Genomic DNA, 23,095 nt, shown 5'->3' on the forward strand with positions numbered 1-23,095 from the left:
TCCGAAATAGTCATATGAGCGGGGCGGGGTGGTGTGGAGCCCCCCGCGCCACCCCGCCCCCACCGTTTTCGGCCACCCTCCCTCAGACCCGGGAGACCCGCACGTCGGAGGCCTTCACGAACGCGACCCGATGGCCGAACTGAATCTGGTAGTACGCCTCCTGGCCCCGGACGACCCGGTGCCCGCTCGTGTCGAACACCGGCGCGAAGTAGTACTCGCCCGGCATCCGGTCACCCACCACGTACCGCTGCCCCGCGAGCAGCCGGTACGGCAGCGGGGACACCGCCTGCACCGGAACGCCCGCCGGGTACGCCGAGGCCTCCGGATAGGCCCGCCCGTACACCGGGACCTCCGCCAGGCCCTCCCGCGGGGTGAGGACCACGCCCCGCGCGTTCACCGCGGTCGGCTGCCCGGCCGGATTGTGGAACCACGCCTTCTGCCCCAGGTACCAGACCGCCGTCCAGTCGCCCCGGCGCTCCGCCACCGCGTAGCTCTGGCCCGTCGAGGCCCGCGCCCCGGTGTCGTTCACGCCCGTGGTCGAAGGCTGCTCGCCCGGGCGCAGCCCGATGTCCTTCACCAGGGGCGCGTCGGCGCTCGGCGCCGTGTGGAGGCGCACCGCCCCGCTCCCGTGCGGCGCGCACACCCCGCCCGCCGTCCCGCAGCCCGTGTAGACCGGGCGGTGGGAGGCGTAGTCCGGCCGGATCGTCACCACCGCGGCGTCCGGGCCCGCGCTCGGCGTCAGCGGGCGGCCCAGCAGCCGGAAGTAGTGCGCCCAGTCCCAGTACGGGCCCGGGTCCGTGTGCATGCCCCGGATCGTGGACGCCACCGTCCCCGGCACGTTGTCGTGGCCGAGGATGTGCTGCCGGTCCAGCGGGATGCCGTACCGCTGCGCCAGATGCCGCACCAGCCGCGCCGACGTCCGGTACATCGCCTCGGTGTACCAGGCGTCCGGCGACGTCAGGAAGCCCTCGTGCTCCAGGCCCACCGACTTGGCGTTCACGTACCAGTTCCCCGCGTGCCAGCCGACGTCCTTCAGCGGCAGGTGCTGGGCGATGTGCCCGTCCGAGGAGCGCAGCGAGTACTGCCAGGACACGTAGGCCGGGTCCTGCACCAGCTTCAGGGTCACGTCCCAGGTCGCCTCGGTGTCGTGGATGACGATGTAGTCGATCGACTGCGACTTTGGCCGGTCCGCCTTGTCGTGGTTGCCGTAGTCGCCGTCCCCGAACTCCTCGTACGGCGCCGGGATCCACGAACAGGCCACCGTCGGCGGGCACTCCACGGGACCCGCCGCCGGGCGCCGCGGACCGGGGGAGTCCACCTGCCCCGTCTCCGGGGCGACGTCGGGATCCGCCGGCAGGCGCACCACCTGCCCGCTGTCGGTCGTCCGCTCCTGGCCGCTCCGGATCACGGAGAAGACCTCGTTCGCGTACGAGGCCGCCGCGGCCGCGTCCTCGGCACCCGAGTACCGCGCCACCGCCCCGTACCAGTCGGCCGGGTCCGCGCTCGGCGCCAGCCCCGCCTCCCGCTGCGCCGCCGCCAGCAGCGCAGCACCGCCCTCGATGTTCGCCGCCGTACGGGTCCGCAGCTCCTCCGCGGGGATGCCGGACAGCGCCGACGCCCGCTCCAGGGTGCGCAGCCGCTCCGGCAGCTGGTCCGGGGACGGCGGCGGGACCTCCGCCCCGGTGCGTACCGCCCGCGAGGTGTCGCCCCGGGCGTCCTCCTCGCCGTGGGAGTGGTGCGGGGCGGACCGGGCGAGTGCCGTCGCCACGTCCGTGAGGTGCAGGGGACCGTAACCGCCGCCGACGCTCGGCGCGCCGCCGTGGGTGTCCCACCGCGACTGGAGGTACGCGACGGCGAGCAGCACGCTCTCCGGCACGCCGTGGCGCTCGGCCGCCACCGCGAACTGCCGCTGGAGCGTGCCCGTCGCGGGCGTGTCGGCGGTGGCGGGCGGCGCGCCCGCGAGCAGGGGAAGGAGCAGGACGGCGGGCGCGGCACGGCGGAGGAACGGGGAACGGAGCACGGCAGCCTCCAGGGACCGGGGGTGACACGGGGGACGCGCGGGACCGGACCCGTCCAGGGGTATCGGCTCCCGGACGGCCCGTCAATCACCCCTTCACACCCGGGTTTTCGCACGTCGGGACGGTTTCGCCACGACGGCGTCCGGGCCTGGGAGGCGTCAGTGGCGTGGACCAATGACCGTGCGGGGCCGGGACACGACGAAGCGCCGCACCCCCGGTGTGTCGGCACCGGGTGCGCGGCGCACCACCCCCGTGTCGCGGTCAGCGCCTCAGCGCGTCCCGACCGCCGCGCGCACGGCCCGCCGTGCCATGGCGCAGTCGTCGTGCAGCCGCCTCAGCAGCAGCCGCTGTTCCTCGCCGGGCGCGAGCCCCCCGGACGGCACCGGCACCGAACCAGCCGGCGGGGCCTCCTTGATGGTGCGCTGCACGGCCGTCTCGTACGTCCGGATCTCCCGTGTCAGGACGATCATCAGGTTCACCAGGAAGGCGTCCCGGGACGCCGGACCCGCCTGCTGGGCGAGCTGGCTGATCTGCCGCCGCGCGGCCGGCGCCTCCCCGAGCACCGCCCACAGGGTCGCCAGGTCGTACCCCGGCAGGTACCAGCCCGCGTGCTCCCAGTCCACCAGGACCGGCCCGGCCGGGGACAGCAGGATGTTGGAGAGCAGCGCGTCCCCGTGACAGAACTGCCCCATGCCCTGGCGTCCACCCGCGTGCGCCAGCCCGTGCAGCAGCTTCTGCAGGTCGTCACGGTCCCGGTCGGTGAAGAGACCGAGCTCGTGGAAGCGGGCGATCCGGGCACCGTAGTCCAGCGGCGCGTCGAAGGTCCCGGCCGGCGGCCGCCAGGCGTTGAGCCGGGCCACCGCGCCGAGCACCGCCCGCACGTCGGCCCGGGGCGGGGCCTCCAGGGGATGCCGCGAGAGCGCCGCCGGCCGCCCGGGCATCCGCTCGATCACCAGCGTGCAGTTCTCCGGGTCCGCGGCGATCAGCCGCGGCGCCCGCACCGGCGGACGGTGGCGGACGAAGGAGCGATAAGCAGCTATTTCGTGCCGGAACCGCTCGGCCCATGCGGGGGAGTGGTCCAGTAAAACCTTGGCCACGGCCGTGGCCCGTCCCGTCGTACCGACGATCAGTACGGATCGACCGCTGCGCCGCAAAACCTGGACCGGATGGAACTCCGGGCAGATCCGGTGCACCGAGGCGATCGCCATCCTCAGCTGGGCCCCCTGGGGGCCGGACAGATCGATCCTCCCACTGACCGGCTGCGTGCCGGTGCTCGTGCCGGTGCCGCCCACCCAGCGCCGCGGCCGCACGGCCTGCGGAGCGGGAGCGAGGTAGGGCCCGGTGCCGGCGGGGACGATGCGGTGCTGCGGCCGGGGCGGGGCGGACACGGAGGACGATGCTGTGTACATGGAGGTGACAGATCCCTTCGTGTGCCGACGATGTCGCGTGCGTCGCCCCGCCCGCCCCCGGTCCGCACCCTGGGGAATGAGGGCCGGTCGGCGGGGCGGGGTGGCGCATACCTACCTGACACCCGCGCGCGGGTGGCGGAACATCGGGCGCACCCTGGCGAACCCTGGCGAATAGTCGCCAGCCCTATGACAGGGGGTTAGTGTCAACTCAGCCGAGAACCTGGGGGCTTACACGTGACCGGAGAATCCAACACCCGCCTCGCGGACCTGTTCGGCCTGGCCGGCTGGTCCAAGGGCGAACTCGCGAGGCTCGTCAACCGGCAGGCGGCGGCCATGGGCCACCCCCAGCTGGCGACGGACACCTCGCGGGTACGGCGCTGGATCGACAAGGGGGAGACCCCGCGCGATCCCGTGCCCCGGGTGCTGGCGGCTCTGTTCACCGAGCGACTCGGCCGTGTCGTGACCATCGAGGACCTCGGGTTCGTACGACACGGGCGTGCCGGCAAACGGCAGGACGTCAGGAAGACGGACAACCCTGACGGGCTGCCCTGGCCCCCCGATCGTACGGCGGCGGTCCTCACCGAATTCACGGGAATGGACCTCATGCTCAACCGACGCGGCCTGGTGAGCGCGGGTGCCGTGCTCGCCGCCGGCTCCGTACTCAGCAGCGCCATGCACGACTGGCTGCAGACCGACCCCGCCCGGGCGGCCACCGTCCCCCGGGCCACCGACCCCCTCCACGCCGACCCCGCCGGCTTCGACCGCTACGAGGCCGCCCCCATCGGGTCGGAGGAGATCGAGGCCCTGGAGCACTCGGTGGAGGTGTTCCGCGCCTGGGACGCCTCGCGCGGCGGCGGCCTCCAGCGCAAGGCCGTGGTGGGCCAGCTCAACGAGGTGGGCGGCATGCTCGCCTACCGCCACGCCGACCACCTCCAGCGGCGCCTGTGGGGCGTCGCCGCCAACCTGGCGGTCCTCGCGGGCTGGATGTCGCACGACGTCGGCCTCGAACCGACGGCCCAGAAGTACTTCGTGATCGCCGCCCACGCGGCGCGCGAGGGCGGCGACCGGCCCCGCGCCGGGGAGGCGCTCTCGCGGGCCGCGCGCCAGATGGTGCACATCGGCCGGCCCGACGACGCCCTGGACCTGATGAAGCTGGCCCGGTCCGGCGCGGGCGAGGAGGTCCTGCCCCGGACCCAGGCCATGTTCCACACCATCGAGGCCTGGGCCCAGGCCTCGATGGGACGCGGCCAGGCCATGCGCCGTACGCTCGGCGAGGCCGAGGAACTCTTCGTCTCCGACCGCGAGGGCGAAGCGCCGAGCTGGATGCAGAACTTCGACGAGGCCGACCTGCACGGCATGCAGGCGCTCGCCTACCGCACCCTCGCCGAGCACGACCCGGGCGCCGCCGTGCCCGCGCAGCGCCACGCGAAGCTCGCGATCGAACTGCGGCGCAAGGGCCACGACCGGTCGAACCTCTTCGACCACATCTCGCTCGCCTCGGCCTGCTTCATCGCGGACGACCCCGAACAGGCCGACCGCTACGCCCGGCTGGCCCTGATGTCGATGGGGGACACCTCCTCCCACCGGACCTGGGACCGGCTGCGCGAGATGTACCGGCTGACCGGACAGTACGCGGGCTACTCGAAGATCGAGGACCTGCGTGAGGAGATCGAGCTGGCGCTGCCCCGCTCGCCCGTGAACCGGCCCCGCACCGGCCAGGCCTGAGGAGCCGGGGCCGCACCCGGGTTCCGCGACCCGACCGCTCCCCCCCCGCGGGGACACGGGCCCGTACACACGGACACGGCACAGCGGCGGGTGACCGGTACGCCCTCCGTACCGCCGTCGTGCGTCGCCTGCGGAAGGACACCCGGGCGCACGGGCGGGTCAGGGCCGGCCGCCGACCGGCTCCGGCTCACCCGCCGACGCGGACCACCATCACACAGGCGTCGTCCTCACGCGTCCCCTTCCCGAACTCCTCCAGGACCAGGCGCAGGCAGTCCTGCGCGTCCCGTGCCCCGGCCAGGCGGGAGCCGAGGGCGAGGAGCCGGCGGGTGCCGGTGTCGTCCTCGGCGTGAGCGCTCCGGGTGAGCCCGTCGGTGTGCAGCACCAGGAGGTCACCGGGCAGCATCCGCGTCTCGGCCTCCTCGTACGCCGCGCCGGCCGTGGCCCCGAGGAGCACTCCCTCGGGCCGCCGCAGGGCACGTCCCGTCCCGCCACGGAACAGCAGCGGCGCGGGGTGGCCGGCCTGCGCCCAGGTCAGCGTCCGCGCGACCGGGTCGTACCGGCAGCACATCGCGCTGCCCAGAGCGGGCTGTCCGGAGGTTTCGAGGAGCTGGTTGAGATGACCCATCAGGTCGGCGGGGCGGATCCCGGCGACCGCCATGCCGCGCAGCGCGCCCAGGAGCATCGCCATGGAGGAGGTCGCGGCGACCCCGTGCCCCGTCAGGTCCCCGACGGTGAGCAGCGCGTCGCCGCCCGGGAGCGTGAGAGCGTCGTACCAGTCGCCGCCGATCAGCCCGGTGCTCGCCGCCGGCAGGTAGTGACCCGCCACGTCGAGGGGGGCCGGCCCGTCGTGGGCGAAGCTGAGCGAGCCGCGCCACGGAGGGAGCACCGCCTCCTGGAGTTCGACGGCCACCTGGCGCTCCGTCCGCTCCCGCCGGCGGCTGCGCTCCAGGCTGTCCCGGCTCTCGCGGACGGCCCGCTCGCTGCGGCGCAGTTCGCTGACGTCCCGGATGACGGCCCACATGGAGGCCGTGCAGCCGTCGGCGTCGAGGACGGGCTCACCCGTCATGTGCACGGTGCGCACGGCGGCGTCGGAGCGGACGATCCGGAACTCGCCGTCGATCGGCTTCCCGTCGATCAGACAGTCCGTCACCATCGCCTGGAGCAGGGGCTGGTCCTCCGCGAAGACCATCGACGGCATCTCGTCCAGCGACATCGGCCCGCTCTCACGGGACCGGCCGAAGATCTGGAACAGCTCCTCCGACCAGCTCACCTCGTCGGTGAGCAGATTCCACTCGGCGCTGCCGACGCGGGAGAGGAGCGAACCGGTGGGGGGCGGGGCGGGCTCCCCGTAGGCGGCGCCGGGGGCGCCGTCGAGCGTCCCCCCGGGGAACGCCGCGACGTCCTCCGGCGCGTCTCCGTACGCCGCGTGCTCATCCGGGGCCCCCGCTCCCGCGTCCCGCGCGGGCTGGACCGGGACACCGGCTCGCAGCTGCCCCAGATGGGCTCCTAAATCGTCCAGTTGATGGACGGCCAGATCGCACAGGGCCCGCTGCCATCGCTGCCGGGGATCGTCGTCGTTCGTCACGGCGTCCCGGCGGACGGCATCGACCTCACCACGCAGACGGCGGGTCTGCGAGATCAGCGCGTCCACCGTGCCCGGCTCCGGCGGCTGGGCGGGGCGGTCCGCGAACAGAGGGGACGGCATGTCGTACTCCGATACAGGCGCGGCGCGGCCGGTGTGAGAAGGCGGCCCGCTACGACTTTGGCACAGCCCCGGACCCCTCGTAAGCCATTTGGCAACACTCGATCCGGTGGTGACTCCGGCATATGCCCGAGGCCCGGCGAGTTTCGGTCACGCCCCGACGCGTTACGGTGCTCGGGTGGTGAACGACGAGGGAATCGGCACGGCGGACCCGCACCGGGTGGACACGCGCACGGCGGGCGAACACGCGACGCACCAGCTCGGCACGGCGGTCCTGCTCGCCGCCGCGCCCGCGGGGCGGGGCAGGGCCATGGACGCGGCGTCCGTCCTGCCCGCCCTGGCCGCGGTCCCGCCGGGGGTCCTGACCGGCACCGTGACGGCGACGGTCGTCGAACTCGCCGATCCCCTCGACCCGCAGGCCGTCCTCACCCGCCTGCGCGCCGCCGCGGCCACTCCCGGGCCTCTCGCGCTCTACCTCGCCGGGCAGGTGCACCTCGACCGCCGCCAGCAGCTGCCGCACCTCGCACTCGCCCGTACGACCCCGGCCACGCTGCGGTACACCGCCCTGCCGTGGCACTGGCTCACCGCCGAACTCGCCGTCCGGCCCGCGGGGACGACGACCGTCGTCGCCGACCTGGCGGCGGACGCGGGCGTCCTCGAACGGCTCGCCACGGACCCCGCTCTCCTCCGGCTCGGGCCCGGTACGCCCCTGTTCGGCCGGATCGTCCCGGCGCCCCGGCGCGGCGAACCCGCCACCCCCGACTACCTCCGCGCCTGGGCCGACCTGTGGCGTACGGGCGCCCGCCCGAGCGTCTGGACCCTGCACGCGGAGGCGGCCGCCCGCGCCCCGATGACCGGGAGCCGGCTGTTGACCCCGCCGCAGCCCCCCGCCGGCGCGCCGTACACCCCGCCGCCACCGCCGGGCGGAGCGTTCGCGCCCACGGGGCGGGAGGACGACCTGACGAATCCGACGGTCCGCCTCGGCGCGCCCGCCGCCGTCCGGCGGGACGGCGGGGTGCCCGGGACCGCACTGCCCGCGCCCGCGAACGGGACCGCGACCGCGGGGCCGGGTCCGGTACCGGTGCCGGTCGGCGCGGGCCGGTCCGGGAACGCGACGCCCGTCCCCGGCGACGCCGTTCCGGCGGCACGGTCCGAGGCCCCGGCCCCGCCGCCCGGCCGGCCCGCCACCGGGGCGGAGGAACCGGTGGCCGGGGCGACCGGCCGGGGCGGCACGGCACCCGGCGGGCCGGTGCGGACCGGCCCGCCCGCGCCGGAAGCGGGGGAAGCCGGGGCCGGGGCTTCTCCGGCCGCCCCGCCGGTGTCCGCGGCGGCCGGATCCGTACCCGCCCCGGAGGTCCTGGACGCACCCGAGGCCTCGCCACCCGCCCGGCCGACGCCCGCGAACCCCGTGCCCGGGTCACCGACCGTGCCGCCCGTGCCCTCCGCCCGGCCGGCAGCGGCGGTTCCGGCCCTGCCCGGGGCCGAGCAATCCGACCGGCCCGAGGCGGCGGGGGAGACCCCGGTGGCCGGGGGACCGGTCACAGTGCCCGTCCCGTCCGGCCTCGCGACCGCGCTTCCCGCCGCGCCCGGGGTTCCGCCGCCCGTCCCGCCGATGCCCGTGAGCCCCGTACCCGCGTCACCGCCCCTGCCGGCCGTCCCCGCGCCGGCGGACCCGGCACCGTCCGAGATGTCGCCGCCGTCGAAGCCGTCCGGTCGGCCCGTCGCCGCAGGGCAAGGTCCGGACCGGGCGGAGGAAGCTCCCGCCGCACCGGCCCCTGACGCGCCTGACGGTGCGTCACCTTCCGTGCCTCGCGGGAAACGTGACGTAGCGTCGGAGCCGGCTCGACCGGCCGGTGGTGTCACGTCGGGGGTGGAGGATCCGCACCCCGCGATCCTTGCCGCCGCCATGGCGGGACGGCACGGGGAGGCCGCGGCGGTGGCCGCCGCGTGGGAGAGCGAGGCGCTGCGCCGGTTCGGCCCGCGGTCGCGGGAGGCGCTGCACTGGCTCGAGGTGCGGGCGGATCTCGCCCGGCTCGCGGGGGAGCCGGCCCGGAGCTGCGAGTTGTGGATCGCCGTCGCCGGAGCCCTGCTGGCCTGGGACCGGAGACCCGACGACCCGGAGGTCGAAGGCGCCGTGGACCGCGCCCACCACCAGTGGGAGCAGATCGGTGACGCGGCGCGGGCCCGTGCCCTCGGCCCCGAGCTCCTGGCGCTGCGCCGGCGGGTGCCGGGCCGGAAGCCGGGGGCCGTGGAGGCCCTGCGGCGCCGTATGGGCCGATGACGACGGCCCCCGGCGGAGGGTACGGCACCCACCGCCGGAGGCCCTCGGTCCGCGCGTGCTACGACGTGCTGCCCGCGCCCTTCACACGGGGGACGACCCGGATGCCGAAGCCGTAGTCACCGGTGGAGCGGGCGATCGCCATGAAGAGCAGGGCGTAGTGCTCCTGCCCCCGCGCCGTCTCGATGCCGCCCAGGTCGAGCAGGGAGTCGTCGGACCAGCCGAGATCGCGGAGAAGACCGCTCACCACGTCCTTCGCCCCCGCGTCCTCCCCGGAGAGGAAGATCGTGGCCGGCCCCTCCAGGGAGTCCGGGGCCACCATCAGCTCGCGGTCGACCGTCGCGAGGCTCTTGACCACACGGCTCTCCGGGAAGGCCCGCTGGATCTCCTCGCCGAGGCTGATCCCCGGGTGCGAGAGGGAGCCGTCCTCCAGGAAACCCACGCCGACGTCCAGGAGGACCTTCCCGGCGAGCGCCGGGGCCCCGATCGAGTCGAGGAGGGCGACCGAGACGGTGCCCGGCGTCGCGTTCACCACGACGTCGGCGCCGGCGACGGCGCCGGCCGGGGTGTCGACGCGTACCCCGGCCCCCGTGAGTTCCCCCAGTGCCGCGAGGAGTTCCGGGTCCCCGGGCCGCCGTGAACCGAGGGCGACCTCATGACCCGTCCGGGCCCAGGCTCCCGCGAGGGCCTGTCCCACATGTCCTGTACCAAGGATTCCGATGCGCATGGGGATCATGGTGTCGGGGCCGGGGCCGTCCGCGCCTCGGGCGGGGGACCGTGATCGCCCGGTCCCCTGGACCTACGCCGCACGTCGGACCGCCCCCGGCCCCTTACCCCCGTACCGCCACCGTGGCGGGCGCGAGGGCGCCTCCCCGCGCACCCGGCGGGCTGAGATGATCGGAGACATGACCGCCGTCCCGACGCCCGCGCCCCCCACACCGCCCGCGGGACCCGCGCCGTCCGCGCCGCTCACCACCGACCGGCTGGTGCTGCGGCCCGTCCGGAGGGCCGACCTGCCCGCCGTGACGCGGCTGTGGACGGACCCCCGGGTACGGGAACACCTCGGCGGACCGGTCACCGAGCCGGTCATCCGCATCCGCCGCCGGCGGATCGTCGGCGCGCCCGGCTGCCACGCGGTGGCCCGCGCCGAGGACGGCACGGTCGTGGGCCTGGTCACGGTGGAGCCGGGCGGCCGGAACGGTGAGACGGAGGTCTCGTACCAGTTCCTGCCCGAGCACTGGGGACGCGGCTACGCGCGCGAGGCCGTGGCCGCCGCCGTCGCGCGGGTCCTTGAGGACGCCCCCAGCGTCGTCGCCGTCACGCAGGAGGCGAACCACCGCTCGCGCCGCCTCCTGGAGGCCGTCGGCCTGGAGCACGCCGAGTCCTTCGTGGAGTGGGAGGCCCACCAGGTGCTCTACCGGCGCCGCGCCTGAGCCGCGTCCCCCGCCCCGCCTACCCGCCGTTCGCGGCCGCCCGCAGGGCCGCGAGCGCCCGGTCCAGGCGGGCGGCCCGGGTCCCGGGCGTCCGCGCCTGCCACAGGCCGAGGATCACCAGGTAGCGGTCGGTCCTGCCGAGGGCGTCGAAGGCCGCCGCCGCCCGCGGGTCGGCGGCGAGGGCCGCCGCGAGGTCGTCCGGCACGGTGGCGTCCTTCTGGGACGGGTACGCGTTCTCCCAGCGCCCGTCCGCCCGCGCCGCCCGCACCTCGGCGAGGCCCGGCTCGCGCATCCGCCCCGCCGCCGTGAGGACCTCCACCTGCCGCACGTTCACCTGCGACCACAGGCTGCGCGGCCGGCGCGGAGTGATCTTCTGCAGATAGGTGCGCGAGTCGCGGGCCTTGCGCTTGCCGGTGATCCAGCCGTACGCCAGCGTGGCGTCGAGGATCTCCCCGGCGGTCGGCGAGGGCACGCCCGCGTCCTTGCGGCCGAGGAGCAGCCAGACGCCGGGCGTGTCCCCGTGGTGCTCCTCCAGCCAGGCCTCCAGTTCCGGGCCGCCGCCGTCGAAGGCCAGGACCGCGAGCCCCTCGTCCGTACCGAACGTCTCCACCCGAACCATCCCTTCCGCGCCCCCCGAGGGCCCGTGTCCCCTCCATGGTGACAGCGGCCCCCGCGGTGGGCACCGGCCGGGCCGGCCGGCCTCAGACGCGGGCGTGGGTGGTGATGTCCGAGGCGAACTGCTCGACCATGTCCGGCGTCACCGTCGGCCGGCACTGCGCGATGGCCTCCAGGTAGTCGGCCGTGCTCGCCCCGGGCACCGGAGCGTCGGCCCCCCGGCCGCCGACCGCCACCAGGTCCCGCTCGAAGGAGGCCTGGGCGGCGATCCGGGCCGCGTGCTCGATGTCCGCGGGGGTGAACAGCTCGCTGGCGAGGACGAGTTCGTCGATGTCGACCTCCGGGCGGCCGTCGGTGTAGCGGGCCCAGATCGCCGCGCGGGCCGCCTTGTCCGGCGTACCGATCGGAATCAGGTAGTCGAAGCGGCCGGGCCGGAGGAAGGCCGGGTCGAGGGAGCGGATGGAGTTGGTGGCGCAGACCAGCAGCCGCTCGTCGCGCTCCCTGAACCCGGGGATCAGCTTGAGGAGTTCATTGGTCACCCCGTGCATGCCGCCCGGCTGGGCGGGCTCCGAGCGGACCGGGGCGATCTCCTCCACCTCGTCGATGAAGACGAGGACCCGCTCCAGTTCGGCGATCCGGGCGAAGGCCGAGCGCAGTGCCGCGGCGAGGTTGCCCTCGTCGGCGAGCCGGGACGGCAGGATCTCCACGAAGGGCCACCCGAGCCGGGAGGCGATCCCCCGCGCGAACGTGGTCTTGCCGGTGCCGGGCGGACCGAAGAGGCAGATGGCGCGCGGCGGCCGCACGCCGTGCCGGGTCGCCCGCTCCGGCTCGGCGAGCGGTAGCACGACCCGCCGCTCGATCAGGTCCTTCTCCCGTTCCATGCCGGCCACCTTGGCCCACAGGTCGCCGGGGAGCAGCCGGCCGCCGAGGTCGTCCAGGAGACCGGCGGCCGGACCGTGCAGCGGCTCCACCTTCTCGAAGTACGCCACCGCGGGCTGACGCGTGTAGCCGGCGTTCAGCAGCCCCTCGCCGAGCAGTTCCTCCTCCGGCAGGACGTACGCGATCCGCCCCACCCGGGCGGCCACGAGACGGCGCTCCAGTTCCACGAGGAGCGCGCTGGCCAGTCCCCGGCCCCGCCACGCCGACGAGATCGCGACCCGCATGACCCAGGCCCGCTCGCCGGCCACGCAGGCGAGGGCCGCTCCGATGGGCGTGCCCTGGTGCACCGCGACCACGGCCGGCTGGCGGGAGGTGAGGGCGCCGATGCACTCGGCGAGGGAGAAGACGGACTCCTGGCCGAGTTCGGCCGTGGTGTCGATCAGATGGACGACCGCGGCGAGATCGCTCTCGCGGTAGTCGTGGATGTGCCAGTTCACCGCTGGTACCGCCCCTCGTTCGTGCCTTGCGGCGAGGCTAGGGGCGGCCCGGGGGAGCGGTCCTGCGCCATCCTGCACAAGCGCGGCCCGCCGAACGCGCCGATCCGTCACTGGCCGGAGCGGCCCGTTCACGGAAGAGGAGCGCCGGAGGAGGGGTGCGCCGGGGCCTCGGGCGGAAGCGGCGGCCGGAGCAGGTCCCACGGGGGGCCGCACGGGAACGGCGGCCGGAGGAAGGTCCCACCGGGGGCGCGCACGGGAACGGCGGCGCCTGGGAGGCGCCGCCGCTCGGGGAAGGATTCGTGGACCGATGGGTGATCGATCAGTGGGTCGCACCCTTTCTCTTGGTCATCAGCAGGCCGCCGGCCGTGAGGGCGAAGAGGCAGACGCACGCGCCCGTGATGACATTGCTGAGGATCGGGCCCGTGTCGGGATTCCTCGACACCACCCATGGTGCGACGATCAGCCACGCGCCCATGAGCAGCACGACGAAGTTCAGGTCCGCGGACCGTTCCGGGGCCATCGACATGCACAGGCCGAGCACCGCGAGGGCGATGCCCACGACCAGGTTGGTGATGGCGAGTTCGGGACGGGCGGCGGCGAAGTGAACCGTCCACGCGGAGACCGCGGCCCAGATTCCGGCGAGGATCACGAGTTCCTCGACGGCGGCGACCCCTCGGGTCTGCAGCATGCGGGCGTAACGGTCCCGCATCTCCGGAGCGTCGGGGTGCCCCCGGATATCACCGGGACGGTGAGAGACGTCGGCCATACGACTCGCCTCCTTTGGCGCTTGCTCGTCCGACCGAGTGCGGCGGGTGTGCCGCGCTTTCATTGTGCTCTTATATGCCCTTTATGTGTAGGTCTATCCCTCGGAAGGTGAGGAGATGCCGGCGCGGGACGCGGGCGGGGGCTGTTCCGCCCGCGCCGAGCGGCCGGATTCCGCCGGGACCGCGTGTGCGCCCCGGCGTAGCCTGGAAGAGGACTCGGGGGCCCATGTCCCACCGCCGGGAGGCGGACGACGATGACCGGCATCGTACGAAAGAGCTTCGACAGCGCGGACGAGACCCGTCCCTTCGAGGACGGCAAGGGCAGGCTCGACCTGCTCACCACGGACCGCGGCCCCATCGGCCGCGCGACGTTCGAACCCGGCTGGCGGTGGTCCCAGCACGTCAAGCCGATCGCCGGCACCGACAGTTGCGAGGCCGCGCACTTCGGCTACATCGTCAGCGGCCGGCTCAAGGTCGTCATGAACGACGGCGAGGAGAGCGAGATCGGACCCGGTGACCTCATGCAGGTCGCCCCCGGCCACGACGCCTGGGTGCTGGGCGACGAGCCGTGCGTGGCCCTGGACTGGGTCGGCTTCGGCGACTACGCGGTACGTGACGCCGGCTGACGCGCGACGGGGATCCGGGGCCGCTTCCCTGCCGACACGGGCACCCGGGGCCCCGCGCTCCGGCCCCGGCGGGAAGACCCGTGCCCCGGCGCACGCCCTCCCGGACCGGGCGGAAATCCCGTGACCCCACGCTCGCCACCAGGCACAATGCCGTCATGAGCGACGATCGAAGGATCTTCACCGTGCACCGTGCCGCCCTCTCGGGGGTGACACGGTGAACGACGTCCAGCACCCCGACATCACCGAGGCCCTCGCGGGTGAACGCGCCCTTCTGGACCCCGCCGTCCGCTCCTCCCGGGCCGAGGCCGCCGCGCTCCTGGACCCGGAGTTCACCGAGGTCGGCGCCTCCGGGCGGCGCTGGACCTACGAGGAGATGATCGCCTCCCTCCCGGAGATGACGGGCGCCACCGAGGACGGCCCCCGGCTCGAGGCGACCGGCTTCACCGGCACCCTGCTCGCCCCCGGCGTCGTCCACCTCTCCTACGAGACCGAGCTCGACGGCCTCCGGGTGCGCCGCAGCTCCCTCTGGCGCCGGGACCCCGAGAACCCGCTCGCCGGGCCCCTGCGCATGTACTACCACCAGGGGACACCCGTCCCCGGGACGCGGCCTCAGCCGTAGGCGTCGGTCACGCAGTCGACGGCGCACCGGCCCCGCTCGTACCGGCGCCGGAGCGCCGCCGCCGCGTGCCGGCGCTCCACCTCCGCGTAGCCGTACCGCTCCCGGACGAGCCGCTCCACGGCGTCCACCGTCACGATCGCCGGCTCACCGTCCCCCGCCGACCGGCGGGCCGCCGCGATCACCTGGTCCGCCGCCCGCAACAGGGCCCGCGTGTACGCGCGATGCTCGGCCGCCCGCGCCCGGGACGCGGCGAACGGTCGCACCGCTCGCCCCCTCCACAGCACCCCGGCCGCCGTGAGCCCGACGCCCACCACGGCGACGAGCGCCCCCAGCACGCCATCGACGCTCCACCGCATGGCCGGCCGCCTTCCCCCATCCCTTCGGTCGGCCCGAGTCTAGGGGGTGTCTCGCCGATCGTGCCGGGCTCGCGTCTCCCCCGGAGCTGCGCCCGGGAGGTGCCCCCACCGCGTGGACTCACTCCTCCGCCTTGCGCTCCTCCTCTGGGCCGTGTCCGGGGCCGCCTCCGGGGACGCGCCGGTGTCCCCGCGCAGGGGCGGAGGGCCCCCGCCCGTGGGCGGACGGCCCGGTGCGCGGCGTGCGGTGGGGTCAGCCCTCGAAGCCGGTCGAGCCGTCCGGGAGGACGGCCTCGACGCGGGCGCCGTGTTCGACGGTGCGGCTCACCGTGCAGAACTTCTCGTGCGTCAGGCGCACGCCCCGCGCGAACACCTCCGCCGCGCGCGGGTTGGTGTCGGGGAGGTCGAACTCGTAGCTGACGCGGATGCGCCCGATCCGGCCGTCGTCCTCCGGGCCGGAGACCGACTCCACCACGATGCGCAGGTCGTCGTGGTCCACGGCCCGCGCCGTCCGGTCGATCACCAGGCCGCCGCAGCCGCCCATCGCGGCGAGCAGCAGCTCGACCGGGGTGAACGACGGCTGCGCGTCGGCGTCGTCCGCCGCGGCCATGCGCACCTCCGCGCCCCGGTCGTTGCGGGCGGTCCAGTTCCGGTACCCGGTGCGGACGGTCTCGATCCGGTAGTCGGCCATGGCGGCGGTGCTCCTTCGTCGTCGGTGGGCGGTCGCGCTCGTACGGTACGGCCCGTCCCGCCCACGCAACCCCACCGCCCCCGTCCGCGCCACACGGACGCGCCGTCGCCGCCGGGGTTCCCGGCCCGTGCCGTCTGAGTACCCGCGGCTCCGCTCCTGAGTACGCCGACCGATGCCGCCCCGGCGCACCGCTGCTGAACTGGGGTCATGAACGCCGACACCCCGCGCCCCCGCCCGCTCAGGCACGTCACCGCCACCGGCTCCGCCCTCGCCGTCGCGCTGGCTCCGCTGGTCGTCGGCGCGCTGTTGGCCCGCTCGGTGGGCGGCGACCCCACCGTCACGGTCAACGCGCTCATCACCTCCGGAGGCCGGCGCGCCCACCTCAGCCGCGCCCAGCTGCGCTCCTGCGGTGACCGGGCGGTCGAGCGGGCCCGCCGCGCCCGCCGCCCGCGCCCCGCCCGCCGGAGGGCCGGCGCGCGGTCCGGCGCGAACTCCTGACCGCCCTGCGGATATCCGTTTGCGGCCGCACGGACCGGCCGGATAGGAAGACCCCATGCTTCGAGGCACGAAGGTCGGGCTCCGCGCCCGGCACGAGGAGGACATCCCGGTCCTGCGGACCGAGCTCTACGACGACGTGGTGACCGGCTCGCGGGCCGAAGGCTCGCCGTGGCGGCCGATGACTCCCGGATCCAGGGACCCGCGGCTCGTCGTGGACGACACCGAACAGGGGCGCGTCGCCTTCTCGGTGGTCGAACTGGACGGCGGTTCGCTGATCGGCACCGCGGCGCTGTGGGGCATCGACACCCACCACCGCTCCGCCCACATCGGTCTGGGCCTGCTGCCGTCCGCCCGGGGGGCCGGGTACGGCACCGACGTGGTCGCGGTGCTGTGTCACTACGGTTTCGTCGTGCGCGGCCTGCACCGGCTGCAGATCGACACCCTCGCGGACAACACCGCGATGCTGCGGGCCGCCGAGAACAACGGGTTCGTCCGCGAAGGCGTCCTGCGCTCCTCGGCATGGGTGCTGGGCGAATTCGCGGACGAGGTGCTGCTCGGGCTCCTCGCGGAGGAGTGGAAGCCGACGGCGCGGGCCTGAGCCCCACCGCCTCCTCCCGTCCCTCCTTCTCCCCGCTCCGACGACACCTGCGCACCACGAAGGGAACGCGTTGACCGCGCCTCATCCGCTCGACACCGTCGGCCGCCTGTACGAGGACCACATGCGCGCGCCGTACCCGCGCGGCCTGCGCGGCGCGGACCGGGCCGACGTCGACATGGTGACGCTCGACGCCGACACCGCCGGCTTCGTGCACACCTGGCTCAAGAACGGCGGCTCCCTCGACGCCCGGGGCCACGGCATCCTCCTGCGCTGCCTCGACAGACTGGACCGCGTCATGCCGGAGCTCGCCGCGGCGGACGACCCCGCGTACTGGCGTCGCCTGCGGGACCTCGCCCGCCTCGTGGCGGACACCGTGCCCTCCGCGGGCTGAGGCCCCCTTCCCGCCGGGGCCGCCCCGCGAGGCGGCCCCGGCGGGTCGCGTCACGGCGACCGCTCCTCACCCACCGCGTCGAGCGGCGAGGCCTGCGCCGGTACGCCGGGCCGCAGGAACTGGCGGGCCTGCAGCTCGTACATCTCGCGGAACACGCCGGTCCCGGTGGCCGGATCCATGAGCGCGTCGAACGTGCCGTGCTCGACGACGCGGCCCCCGTCGAGGACGTAGACGAGGTCGGCGTTGCGGACGCTGTGGAGGCGGTGGGTGATCAGGACCGTGGTCCGGCCGGAGCCGGCGAGCCGGTGGATCTGGTCGAAGACCCGCTGCTCGGCGGCCGGGTCGAGCGCGCTGGTGGGCTCGTCCACGATCAGCAGTGCGCCCCCGCGGTGGCGGGCGCGGGCGAGACCGATCTTCTGCCACTGGCCGCCGGAGATCTCCTGCCCGCCCTTGTACCCCCGGGCCAGCAGGCTGTCCAGGCCGCGCGGCAGCTTCTCGACCACCTCGTCGGCACCGGCGTGGACCGCCGCGGTCGTGATGCTCACGTCGTCCATGGGGACGGCGCTGCGGCCGATGCCGATGTTGACCCGGGCGGTGAAGGGCCAGCGGTAGAAGTCCTGCGCGACCATGGCGACCCGGTCGAAGATCTGCGCCCGGTCGGCCTCCGCGGTGCTCACCCCGCCCCACAGCACCCGGCCCGAGTCGGGGAGCCGGACCCCGCTCAGCAGACGGACGAACGTCGACTTGCCCGAGCCGTTCCTGCCGACCACGGCTACCGTCCGGCCCCGGGGAATGACGAGATCGACCTCGTGCAGGGACGGCGTGTCCGCTCCGGGATAGGTGAAGCTCACCTTCTCGAACCTGATCTCGTCCACCGTGTCCGGCAGATCCCGTCCTCCGGCGGGGATGGCACGCCGTGCGGCCTCCTCGCACAGCGTCTGCAGATCGGCGACGAACAGCGCCTCCTCCTGCACGTCGGTGACGCGCAGCACGAGATCGGTGATGCTCGCCGTCCCGCTGCGGATCGCGAGCACCGCCGTGCCGGCCATGGCGAGCCCCATCCGCCCGTCCCACAGCAGCAGCCCGAGGGTGCCGTACGTGGCGAGGGTCGCCGCGCCGCGCGCCGCGTCCGCGACCACATGGGTGCGGGCGCCGGTCCACGAGAGCCGGGTCTGCTCCCGCTCGCTGGTCTCCGCCATGCGCCGGAAGTGCCGCAGCAGGAACGGCGCCACGCCGTGGACGCGGATCTCCGCCGCGGCCTGCTGGTTGATGAGGAGCTGGCCGATCAGCTTCGCCGCCCGCACGTGCTGGACGAAGCGGTGCCAGCTGACGTACCGGTGCCGGGCCATGGTGAGCGAACCCCACGCGTTCGGCAGCGCCATGAGCATGAGGAGCGGCAGGAGGACGGGGTGCAGGACGGTGAGCACACCGGCCGCCGCGACCAGGGAGATCGCGGAGGTCACCACGGAGGTGCAGTAACCGACCATCCGGCGGGCGGAGTCGGCGCCCCACTGGGCCGAGTCCATCAGTTTGTGGAACGCGTCGTCCTCGATGGCCTCCAGCTCGACCCGCGCCACCAGCCCCAGGTACCGCTCGGTCGCGACGCGCTGCGCCTTGGGCTCCAGGATGCCCGTCGCGGCGGACGACGCGGACCTGCACGCCGAGCCGATCACCGCCAGGAGCGCGACCAGCACGAGCGACGGCAGCGCGGCCCGCAGCCGGCCCGTGATGTCGCCGGGGGTGAGCAGTTCGACGAGGAGGGCGTTGACGGCGACCAGCGAGACGGCCTGGGCGACGCCGCGCGTCACCTCGCTCAGGGCGACCGTGGCGAAGGCGCGCGGATCGGCCTCCCGGGCCAGCCGGACGGCCACCGCCACCTGCCGCGGCAGCGACCCGGCCATCGCGCGCAGGCCCAGCTTCAGCCAGGCCCCGTCGTGGGCGCCCCACCCGTGGTCGTAGGTGAGCTCGCCCCCGAACAGGAGCCGTTCGGACGCGGACGGACCGTCCGTCGCGGCAGCCGTCGCCGCGGCGCTCGCCCTGGTCATGCGGGCCCCCTCGTGTCCGGACGTGCCGGGACGCCGGAGCACCCGGCGGCGGGAGAAGCGGGGACGGCGGCGGCCCGGCGCGCAGCGGGCGCGGCAGTGGCACCGGCACCGGTACCGGGAAGAAGACAAGCCGGGGGAAGGGGATGCATGACGGCCTCCACGGGGGGAGTTGGGGTGTTGCCGGGCTCAACGACGCCGCCCACCCGCTCGAACACATGTGTTTCGGACGGGGCGCGAACCCCGTGAACAGGCGAATGCGCGTTCGTGCGGAATACACCGACCCCTTCGGTACGCGGGCCGTCGCCGCTTCCGTGCCTGGCCGAAACGCCGAGGACGCCCTGCACCGGACGGGCCGGCGCGAACCCGCCCCGCTTCCCTTCCCGATGCGCGATGATCGGCGCGCACCCGAGGAGACCCGGCACCCGAGGCCGGGGACCACGACGGAGGGGGAGGGCCCATGGCGAGGCGGCATTCCGCGCGGGGCGACGGCGGCGGGCGCGGTGACGGCGGCGGGGACGGGAGCCCGGGAGGGGAAGGGGCCGGGTACCTCACCGGCGGCCCCGACGCCGGTACGGGGCGGGGTGCCGGTCCTGGCCTGGGACGGCGGCGGTTCCTGGGGTACGTGCTGGCCGCGCCCACCCTGACCGCCGCCGCCCAGCTCGGCGCGGAGGCCCTCGCCCCCCGCCGGGCCGAGGCGGCCGCCCCCGGCCTCGTGCCCTCCCTGCCCGGCCCCGCCGAGGTCCTGGACCTCAACGACCTGCTCACCGCGGCGGCCCTGCCCACCAGCCACCTCGTCACCGTCACCCTCGGCACCGACGGCACAGCCCACTTCGCCCTGCCGCGCGCCGAGGTGGGCCAGGGTGTCACCACGTCCAGCGCCATGCTGATCGCCGAGGAACTCGACCTGCCGCTGGAGAAGGTGCGGGTCACCCTCGCCGACGCACGGCCGGAGCTCCTCTTCAACCAGCTCACCGGCGGGTCGAACACGACCGTCTCCACCTACACGCCCCTCCGCGTCGCCGCCGCCGTCGCCCGAGGACGGCTGCTGCGCGCCGCCTCGCTCGCCCTCGGCGAGGCCGTTTCCACCCTCACCACGAAGGCCGGCGCGGTGCTCTCACCCACCGGCGCGAGCATCGGCTACGGCGAACTGGCCGAACGCGCCGCGGCCCTCACCGACACGGCGGTCGAGGTCACCCTCAAGGACCCGGCCCGCTTCCGCGTGATCGGCACCGGACGGCGCCGCCTCGACGCCCTCGACGCCGTGACCGGACGCAAGAAGTTCGCCATGGACCTGCGGATCCCGGACGCGCTGCCCACCATGGTCTGCCGCCCGCCCACCATCAACGGCACCGTCCGGTCGGTCGCCAACCTCCCCGAGGTACGGGCGATGCCGGGCGTCACCGACGTCGTCACCGTCTCCACCGGTGTCGCCGTCCGCGCCCGCACCTTCGGCCAGTGCATCGACGCGATCCGCGCCCTCCGGGTGTCCTGGGGGCCCGGTACCGCCGAGGGAGCCTCCGACGCCACCGTCCTGGAGAAGCTCCGCCGGGCCGAACTGCCCCTGGTCGTCCCGCCGCTCGACCTCCTCACCCAGGCAGTCGACGCCCGCTTCACCTTCCATTTCGCCAGTAACGCCGCGCTGGAGACGAACTGCGCCGTCGCGGACGTCCGCGCGGACTCGGCCGAGATCTGGGCCTCGCTCAAGGCCCCGATCGTCGCCCAGGAACGGATCGCCCTCACCCTGGGGCTGCCCCCGTCCGCCGTCCGCGTCCACGTCACCGAGGGCGGCGGCTCCTTCGGCCGGAAGCTCTTCGCCGACGCCGCGCACGAGGCCGCCGAGATCTCCCGGGCCGTGGGCAAGCCCGTGAAACTGATGTGGCACCGCACGGACGACTTCCGCCAGGGCCGTACGCATCCCATGTCCACCTCCCGGGTCCGGGCCACGTACGCGCTCGGTGAGGTCCTCACGTACGAACAGCGGCACACCTCCGTCGTCACCGACTTCGGGCACGGCGTCGGCGAGGTCCTCACGGCCGAGGCGGCCCGGCTGCCCGTCGCCGACCTCACCTTCTCCGAGACGATGTTCCAGCTCACCCAGATCAGCCCCTACCACCTCGGGGTCACCACCCAGCTGCTCTCCGAGACCGACAAGGGCTTCAACACCGGCTCGATGCGGAACATCTACTCGCCCAACGTGCGCTGCGCCCAGGAGCTCGTCCTCGACGAGGTGGCCCGCCGCACGGGGCAGGACCGGTACGCGATGCGCCGCAGGCTCGTCAAGGACGCCCGGGCCCGGGCCGTACTGGAGAAGGCCGCGGAGGCGGGGGAGTGGGGCCGGACCATGACGCCCGGCACCGCGCAGGGCATCGCCGTCCACGCCGAGTACCACTCCGTCGTCGCCGTCCTCGCCGAGATCGACTGCCGCCCCGGGACGACGGGGCGGAAGATCCGCGACGCGTACACCGGTCCGCGCGTCACGAAGGTGGTGTGCGCCGTCGACGTCGGCCTCGCCGTCAACCCGCGGGGTCTGGAGGCCCAGATGATGGGCGGCATCGCCGACGGCATCGCCCTCACCCTCACCTCCGGGCTCCACCTGCGCGACGGCCACTTCCTGGAGGGCAGCTGGGACCAGTACTTCTACACCCGGCAGTGGAACACCCCGCCCGAGCTGGAGATCATCGTGATGCCCCCGACCGGCGACAAGCCGGGCGGGGCGGGCGAGCTGGCGGTCGCGGGTGCCATGGCCGCCGTCGCCTGCGCCTACGGGCGGGCGACCGGCACCATGCCGACGGTCTTCCCCGTCAACCACCACGAACCGCTCGCCTTCACCCCCCTGCCCACCGTCCCGCCCGTGCCCGCCTCCCCGACCGACGGCCGCGACCGCGCCCTGTAGAGACCTGGAGCCTTCGTGCCGCAGCACACCTTCATCCTGAACGGCAAGGCCGTCACCGCCGACGTCGAGGGAGACGTCCGCCTGCTGTGGGTCCTGCGCGACGTCCTCGGCGTCACCGGTCCCAAGTACGGCTGCGGCGTCGGCGTCTGCCAGGCCTGTACGAGCCACCTCAACGGCCGGGCGTTCACGCCCTGCGCCGTACCCGTCGAGGATCTCGCGCCCACCGACGAGGTGACCACCATCGAGGGCCTTCCCGACACGGTGGGCGCCGCGCTCCACCCGATGCAGGAGGCCTGGCTCGACCTGGACGTGGCCCAGTGCGGGTACTGCCAGCCCGGGCAGATCATGACCGCCGTCGCGGCGGTCCGCCGGGCCCGCGAGGCCGGCCGCGAGGTCGGCGAGGCCGACCTCGACGCCATCCGCAACATCTGCCGGTGCGGCACCTACCACCGGATCCGGCAGGCGGTCCTGGAAGGCGCCCGCCGCATGGAAGGAGAGGCGTCCACGCCCAGTGGCGGACAGAGAATACCGCTCGAATAGTTCGTGATACGAATTTCCGCGTCCGCGCGGGTATGGTGTCGGCATGGCGAAGGACGAGGGCGGAAAGATCGGGATCGTCACCGCACTGGTGCGCTCGGCTTTTCTCGTGAACGAGGTCTATGCGGCGGCGAGCCGTGTGTACGGCCTGACCCCGCAGCAGGGGCAGTTGCTGTGCGTGCTCATGCCCGGCCCCACCGGCATGGGCGAACTCGGCTGCAAGCTGGGCCTCGCCAAGTCCAGTCTCACGGGCCTGGTCGACCGGACCTCGCGGCTCGGCCTCGTCCACCGCGAGACCTGCCCCACCGACCGGCGGGCCGTACGGGTCGCCCTGACGGGGGAAGGGGCCCGGACGGCCGAGGAGTTCTACGCCGAGACCTGCCGCCGGATCGCGGAGCTTCCCGCCGGCCTCGAAGGCCCCGAGCGGGAACTCCTCGCCGAACTCCTCGGCCGGGTCGTCACCGACAACGAGGTGCCCGACGTCTTCGTCGACCAGGACTGATCCGGAAGGGGCGCGCGTTGCC

General features: G+C 74.6%; 21 protein-coding genes. 11 read left to right on the forward strand and 10 right to left on the reverse strand.

Annotation, left to right across the window (positions count from 1 at the left end; all coding sequences use genetic code 11):
- Positions 1–82: 82 nt before the first annotated feature.
- Positions 83–2,020 carry an N-acetylmuramoyl-L-alanine amidase gene (locus tag ABTY40_RS17530; RefSeq protein WP_352060324.1) on the reverse strand — a complete coding sequence of 646 codons (1,938 nt, stop codon included), beginning with the start codon at positions 2,018–2,020 and terminating at the stop codon, positions 83–85.
- 267 nt (positions 2,021–2,287) lie between these two features.
- Positions 2,288–3,427, reverse strand: coding sequence for an aminoglycoside phosphotransferase family protein (locus tag ABTY40_RS17535; RefSeq protein WP_352060325.1), 1,140 nt, complete (start codon positions 3,425–3,427; stop codon positions 2,288–2,290).
- A 234-nt stretch (positions 3,428–3,661) separates the two neighbouring features.
- Between ABTY40_RS17535 and ABTY40_RS17540 the strand changes: the two genes are divergently transcribed.
- A complete protein-coding gene (locus ABTY40_RS17540) occupies positions 3,662–5,152 on the forward strand; it encodes a DNA-binding protein NsdB (RefSeq protein ID WP_352060326.1) in 1,491 nt (496 codons plus the stop codon).
- A 187-nt stretch (positions 5,153–5,339) separates the two neighbouring features.
- Here the strand turns inward: ABTY40_RS17540 and ABTY40_RS17545 are convergent, their stop codons facing one another.
- Positions 5,340–6,857, reverse strand: a complete 1,518-nt coding sequence (locus ABTY40_RS17545; RefSeq protein WP_352060327.1) for a PP2C family protein-serine/threonine phosphatase — start codon at positions 6,855–6,857, stop codon at positions 5,340–5,342.
- 175 nt (positions 6,858–7,032) lie between these two features.
- Here ABTY40_RS17545 and ABTY40_RS17550 point away from each other — a divergent pair, with 175 nt between their 5' ends.
- Positions 7,033–9,135 (forward strand): hypothetical protein, encoded by a 2,103-nt coding sequence (locus ABTY40_RS17550; protein ID WP_352060328.1) that lies wholly within the window; start codon positions 7,033–7,035, stop codon positions 9,133–9,135.
- Between the two features lie 58 nt (positions 9,136–9,193).
- Here ABTY40_RS17550 and ABTY40_RS17555 read toward each other — a convergent pair whose 3' ends face one another.
- On the reverse strand, positions 9,194–9,859 hold the full coding sequence (locus ABTY40_RS17555; RefSeq protein WP_352060329.1) for an NADPH-dependent F420 reductase: 666 nt from the start codon (positions 9,857–9,859) through the stop codon (positions 9,194–9,196).
- Between the two features lie 178 nt (positions 9,860–10,037).
- Between ABTY40_RS17555 and ABTY40_RS17560 the strand changes: the two genes are divergently transcribed.
- On the forward strand, positions 10,038–10,565 hold the full coding sequence (locus tag ABTY40_RS17560; RefSeq protein ID WP_352060330.1) for a GNAT family N-acetyltransferase: 528 nt from the start codon (positions 10,038–10,040) through the stop codon (positions 10,563–10,565).
- Positions 10,566–10,584: 19 nt separating this feature from the next.
- Here ABTY40_RS17560 and ABTY40_RS17565 read toward each other — a convergent pair whose 3' ends face one another.
- The 3 genes from ABTY40_RS17565 to ABTY40_RS17575 all read right to left on the reverse strand — a co-directional run bounded on the left by ABTY40_RS17565 (position 10,585) and on the right by ABTY40_RS17575 (position 13,322).
- On the reverse strand, positions 10,585–11,184 hold the full coding sequence (locus tag ABTY40_RS17565) for a YdeI/OmpD-associated family protein (protein ID WP_502990609.1): 600 nt from the start codon (positions 11,182–11,184) through the stop codon (positions 10,585–10,587).
- 82 nt (positions 11,185–11,266) lie between these two features.
- Entirely contained in the window at positions 11,267–12,556 is a 1,290-nt protein-coding gene (locus tag ABTY40_RS17570) for an ATP-binding protein (RefSeq protein ID WP_352060331.1), read from the reverse strand.
- Between the two features lie 319 nt (positions 12,557–12,875).
- Entirely contained in the window at positions 12,876–13,322 is a 447-nt protein-coding gene (locus tag ABTY40_RS17575) for an SPW repeat protein (RefSeq protein WP_352060332.1), read from the reverse strand.
- 252 nt (positions 13,323–13,574) lie between these two features.
- On the opposite strand from ABTY40_RS17575, the gene ABTY40_RS17580 reads away from it, so the two are divergent.
- Together ABTY40_RS17580 and ABTY40_RS17585 are read left to right on the forward strand one after the other, a co-directional pair.
- On the forward strand, positions 13,575–13,946 hold the full coding sequence (locus ABTY40_RS17580; protein ID WP_352060333.1) for a cupin domain-containing protein: 372 nt from the start codon (positions 13,575–13,577) through the stop codon (positions 13,944–13,946).
- A 214-nt stretch (positions 13,947–14,160) separates the two neighbouring features.
- Positions 14,161–14,565 (forward strand): nuclear transport factor 2 family protein, encoded by a 405-nt coding sequence (locus ABTY40_RS17585; RefSeq protein ID WP_352060334.1) that lies wholly within the window; start codon positions 14,161–14,163, stop codon positions 14,563–14,565.
- Here the strand turns inward: ABTY40_RS17585 and ABTY40_RS17590 are convergent.
- Both ABTY40_RS17590 and ABTY40_RS17595 read right to left on the reverse strand, forming a co-directional pair.
- Entirely contained in the window at positions 14,556–14,921 is a 366-nt protein-coding gene (locus ABTY40_RS17590; protein ID WP_352060335.1) for a hypothetical protein, read from the reverse strand. The genes ABTY40_RS17585 and ABTY40_RS17590 overlap by 10 nt on opposite strands.
- A gap of 250 nt (positions 14,922–15,171) precedes the next feature.
- Entirely contained in the window at positions 15,172–15,609 is a 438-nt protein-coding gene (locus ABTY40_RS17595) for an OsmC family protein (RefSeq protein ID WP_345283087.1), read from the reverse strand.
- Between the two features lie 207 nt (positions 15,610–15,816).
- Between ABTY40_RS17595 and ABTY40_RS17600 the strand changes: the two genes are divergently transcribed.
- From ABTY40_RS17600 to ABTY40_RS17610, 3 genes are all read left to right on the forward strand, one after another.
- Entirely contained in the window at positions 15,817–16,107 is a 291-nt protein-coding gene (locus tag ABTY40_RS17600; RefSeq protein ID WP_352060336.1) for a hypothetical protein, read from the forward strand.
- 55 nt (positions 16,108–16,162) lie between these two features.
- The gene (locus ABTY40_RS17605) at positions 16,163–16,705 is read left to right on the forward strand and encodes a GNAT family N-acetyltransferase (protein WP_352060337.1); all 543 of its coding nucleotides are present in this window, start codon (positions 16,163–16,165) and stop codon (positions 16,703–16,705) included.
- 70 nt (positions 16,706–16,775) lie between these two features.
- Positions 16,776–17,096: a hypothetical protein gene (locus ABTY40_RS17610; RefSeq protein WP_352060338.1), complete on the forward strand. Its 321-nt coding sequence runs from the start codon at positions 16,776–16,778 to the stop codon at positions 17,094–17,096.
- Between the two features lie 50 nt (positions 17,097–17,146).
- Here the strand turns inward: ABTY40_RS17610 and ABTY40_RS17615 are convergent, their stop codons facing one another.
- Entirely contained in the window at positions 17,147–19,141 is a 1,995-nt protein-coding gene (locus ABTY40_RS17615; RefSeq protein ID WP_352060339.1) for an ABC transporter ATP-binding protein, read from the reverse strand.
- A gap of 457 nt (positions 19,142–19,598) precedes the next feature.
- Here ABTY40_RS17615 and ABTY40_RS17620 point away from each other — a divergent pair, with 457 nt between their 5' ends.
- The 3 genes from ABTY40_RS17620 to ABTY40_RS17630 are packed head-to-tail and all read left to right on the forward strand — an operon-like array spanning position 19,599 to position 23,073.
- Positions 19,599–22,034: a molybdopterin cofactor-binding domain-containing protein gene (locus ABTY40_RS17620; RefSeq protein WP_352060340.1), complete on the forward strand. Its 2,436-nt coding sequence runs from the start codon at positions 19,599–19,601 to the stop codon at positions 22,032–22,034.
- A 15-nt stretch (positions 22,035–22,049) separates the two neighbouring features.
- Entirely contained in the window at positions 22,050–22,574 is a 525-nt protein-coding gene (locus ABTY40_RS17625) for a (2Fe-2S)-binding protein (protein ID WP_352060341.1), read from the forward strand.
- Between the two features lie 43 nt (positions 22,575–22,617).
- Positions 22,618–23,073, forward strand: a complete 456-nt coding sequence (locus ABTY40_RS17630; protein WP_352060342.1) for a MarR family winged helix-turn-helix transcriptional regulator — start codon at positions 22,618–22,620, stop codon at positions 23,071–23,073.
- Positions 23,074–23,095: the final 22 nt, after the last annotated feature.

The sequence above is a fragment of the Streptomyces sp. NPDC126503 genome, assembly GCF_040302405.1.
GTDB classification, from domain to species: Bacteria; Actinomycetota; Actinomycetes; order Streptomycetales; family Streptomycetaceae; genus Streptomyces; species Streptomyces gulbargensis.

Bases quoted from the DNA above. Each gene is read 5' to 3' on its own strand.
- ABTY40_RS17535 (WP_352060325.1), bottom strand. From the start codon at position 3,427: ATGTACACAGCATCGTCCTCCGTGTCCGCCCCGCCCCGGCCGCAGCAC.
- ABTY40_RS17545 (WP_352060327.1), bottom strand. From the start codon at position 6,857: ATGCCGTCCCCTCTGTTCGCGGACCGCCCCGCCCAGCCGCCGGAGCCG.
- ABTY40_RS17555 (WP_352060329.1), bottom strand. From the start codon at position 9,859: ATGCGCATCGGAATCCTTGGTACAGGACATGTGGGACAGGCCCTCGCG.
- ABTY40_RS17560 (WP_352060330.1), top strand. From the start codon at position 10,038: ATGACCGCCGTCCCGACGCCCGCGCCCCCCACACCGCCCGCGGGACCC.
- ABTY40_RS17565 (WP_502990609.1), bottom strand. From the start codon at position 11,184: ATGGTTCGGGTGGAGACGTTCGGTACGGACGAGGGGCTCGCGGTCCTG.
- ABTY40_RS17575 (WP_352060332.1), bottom strand. From the start codon at position 13,322: ATGGCCGACGTCTCTCACCGTCCCGGTGATATCCGGGGGCACCCCGAC.
- ABTY40_RS17580 (WP_352060333.1), top strand. From the start codon at position 13,575: ATGACCGGCATCGTACGAAAGAGCTTCGACAGCGCGGACGAGACCCGT.
- ABTY40_RS17590 (WP_352060335.1), bottom strand. From the start codon at position 14,921: ATGCGGTGGAGCGTCGATGGCGTGCTGGGGGCGCTCGTCGCCGTGGTG.
- ABTY40_RS17595 (WP_345283087.1), bottom strand. From the start codon at position 15,609: ATGGCCGACTACCGGATCGAGACCGTCCGCACCGGGTACCGGAACTGG.
- ABTY40_RS17600 (WP_352060336.1), top strand. From the start codon at position 15,817: ATGAACGCCGACACCCCGCGCCCCCGCCCGCTCAGGCACGTCACCGCC.
- ABTY40_RS17605 (WP_352060337.1), top strand. From the start codon at position 16,163: ATGCTTCGAGGCACGAAGGTCGGGCTCCGCGCCCGGCACGAGGAGGAC.
- ABTY40_RS17615 (WP_352060339.1), bottom strand. From the start codon at position 19,141: ATGACCAGGGCGAGCGCCGCGGCGACGGCTGCCGCGACGGACGGTCCG.
- ABTY40_RS17620 (WP_352060340.1), top strand. From the start codon at position 19,599: ATGGCGAGGCGGCATTCCGCGCGGGGCGACGGCGGCGGGCGCGGTGAC.
- ABTY40_RS17630 (WP_352060342.1), top strand. From the start codon at position 22,618: ATGGCGAAGGACGAGGGCGGAAAGATCGGGATCGTCACCGCACTGGTG.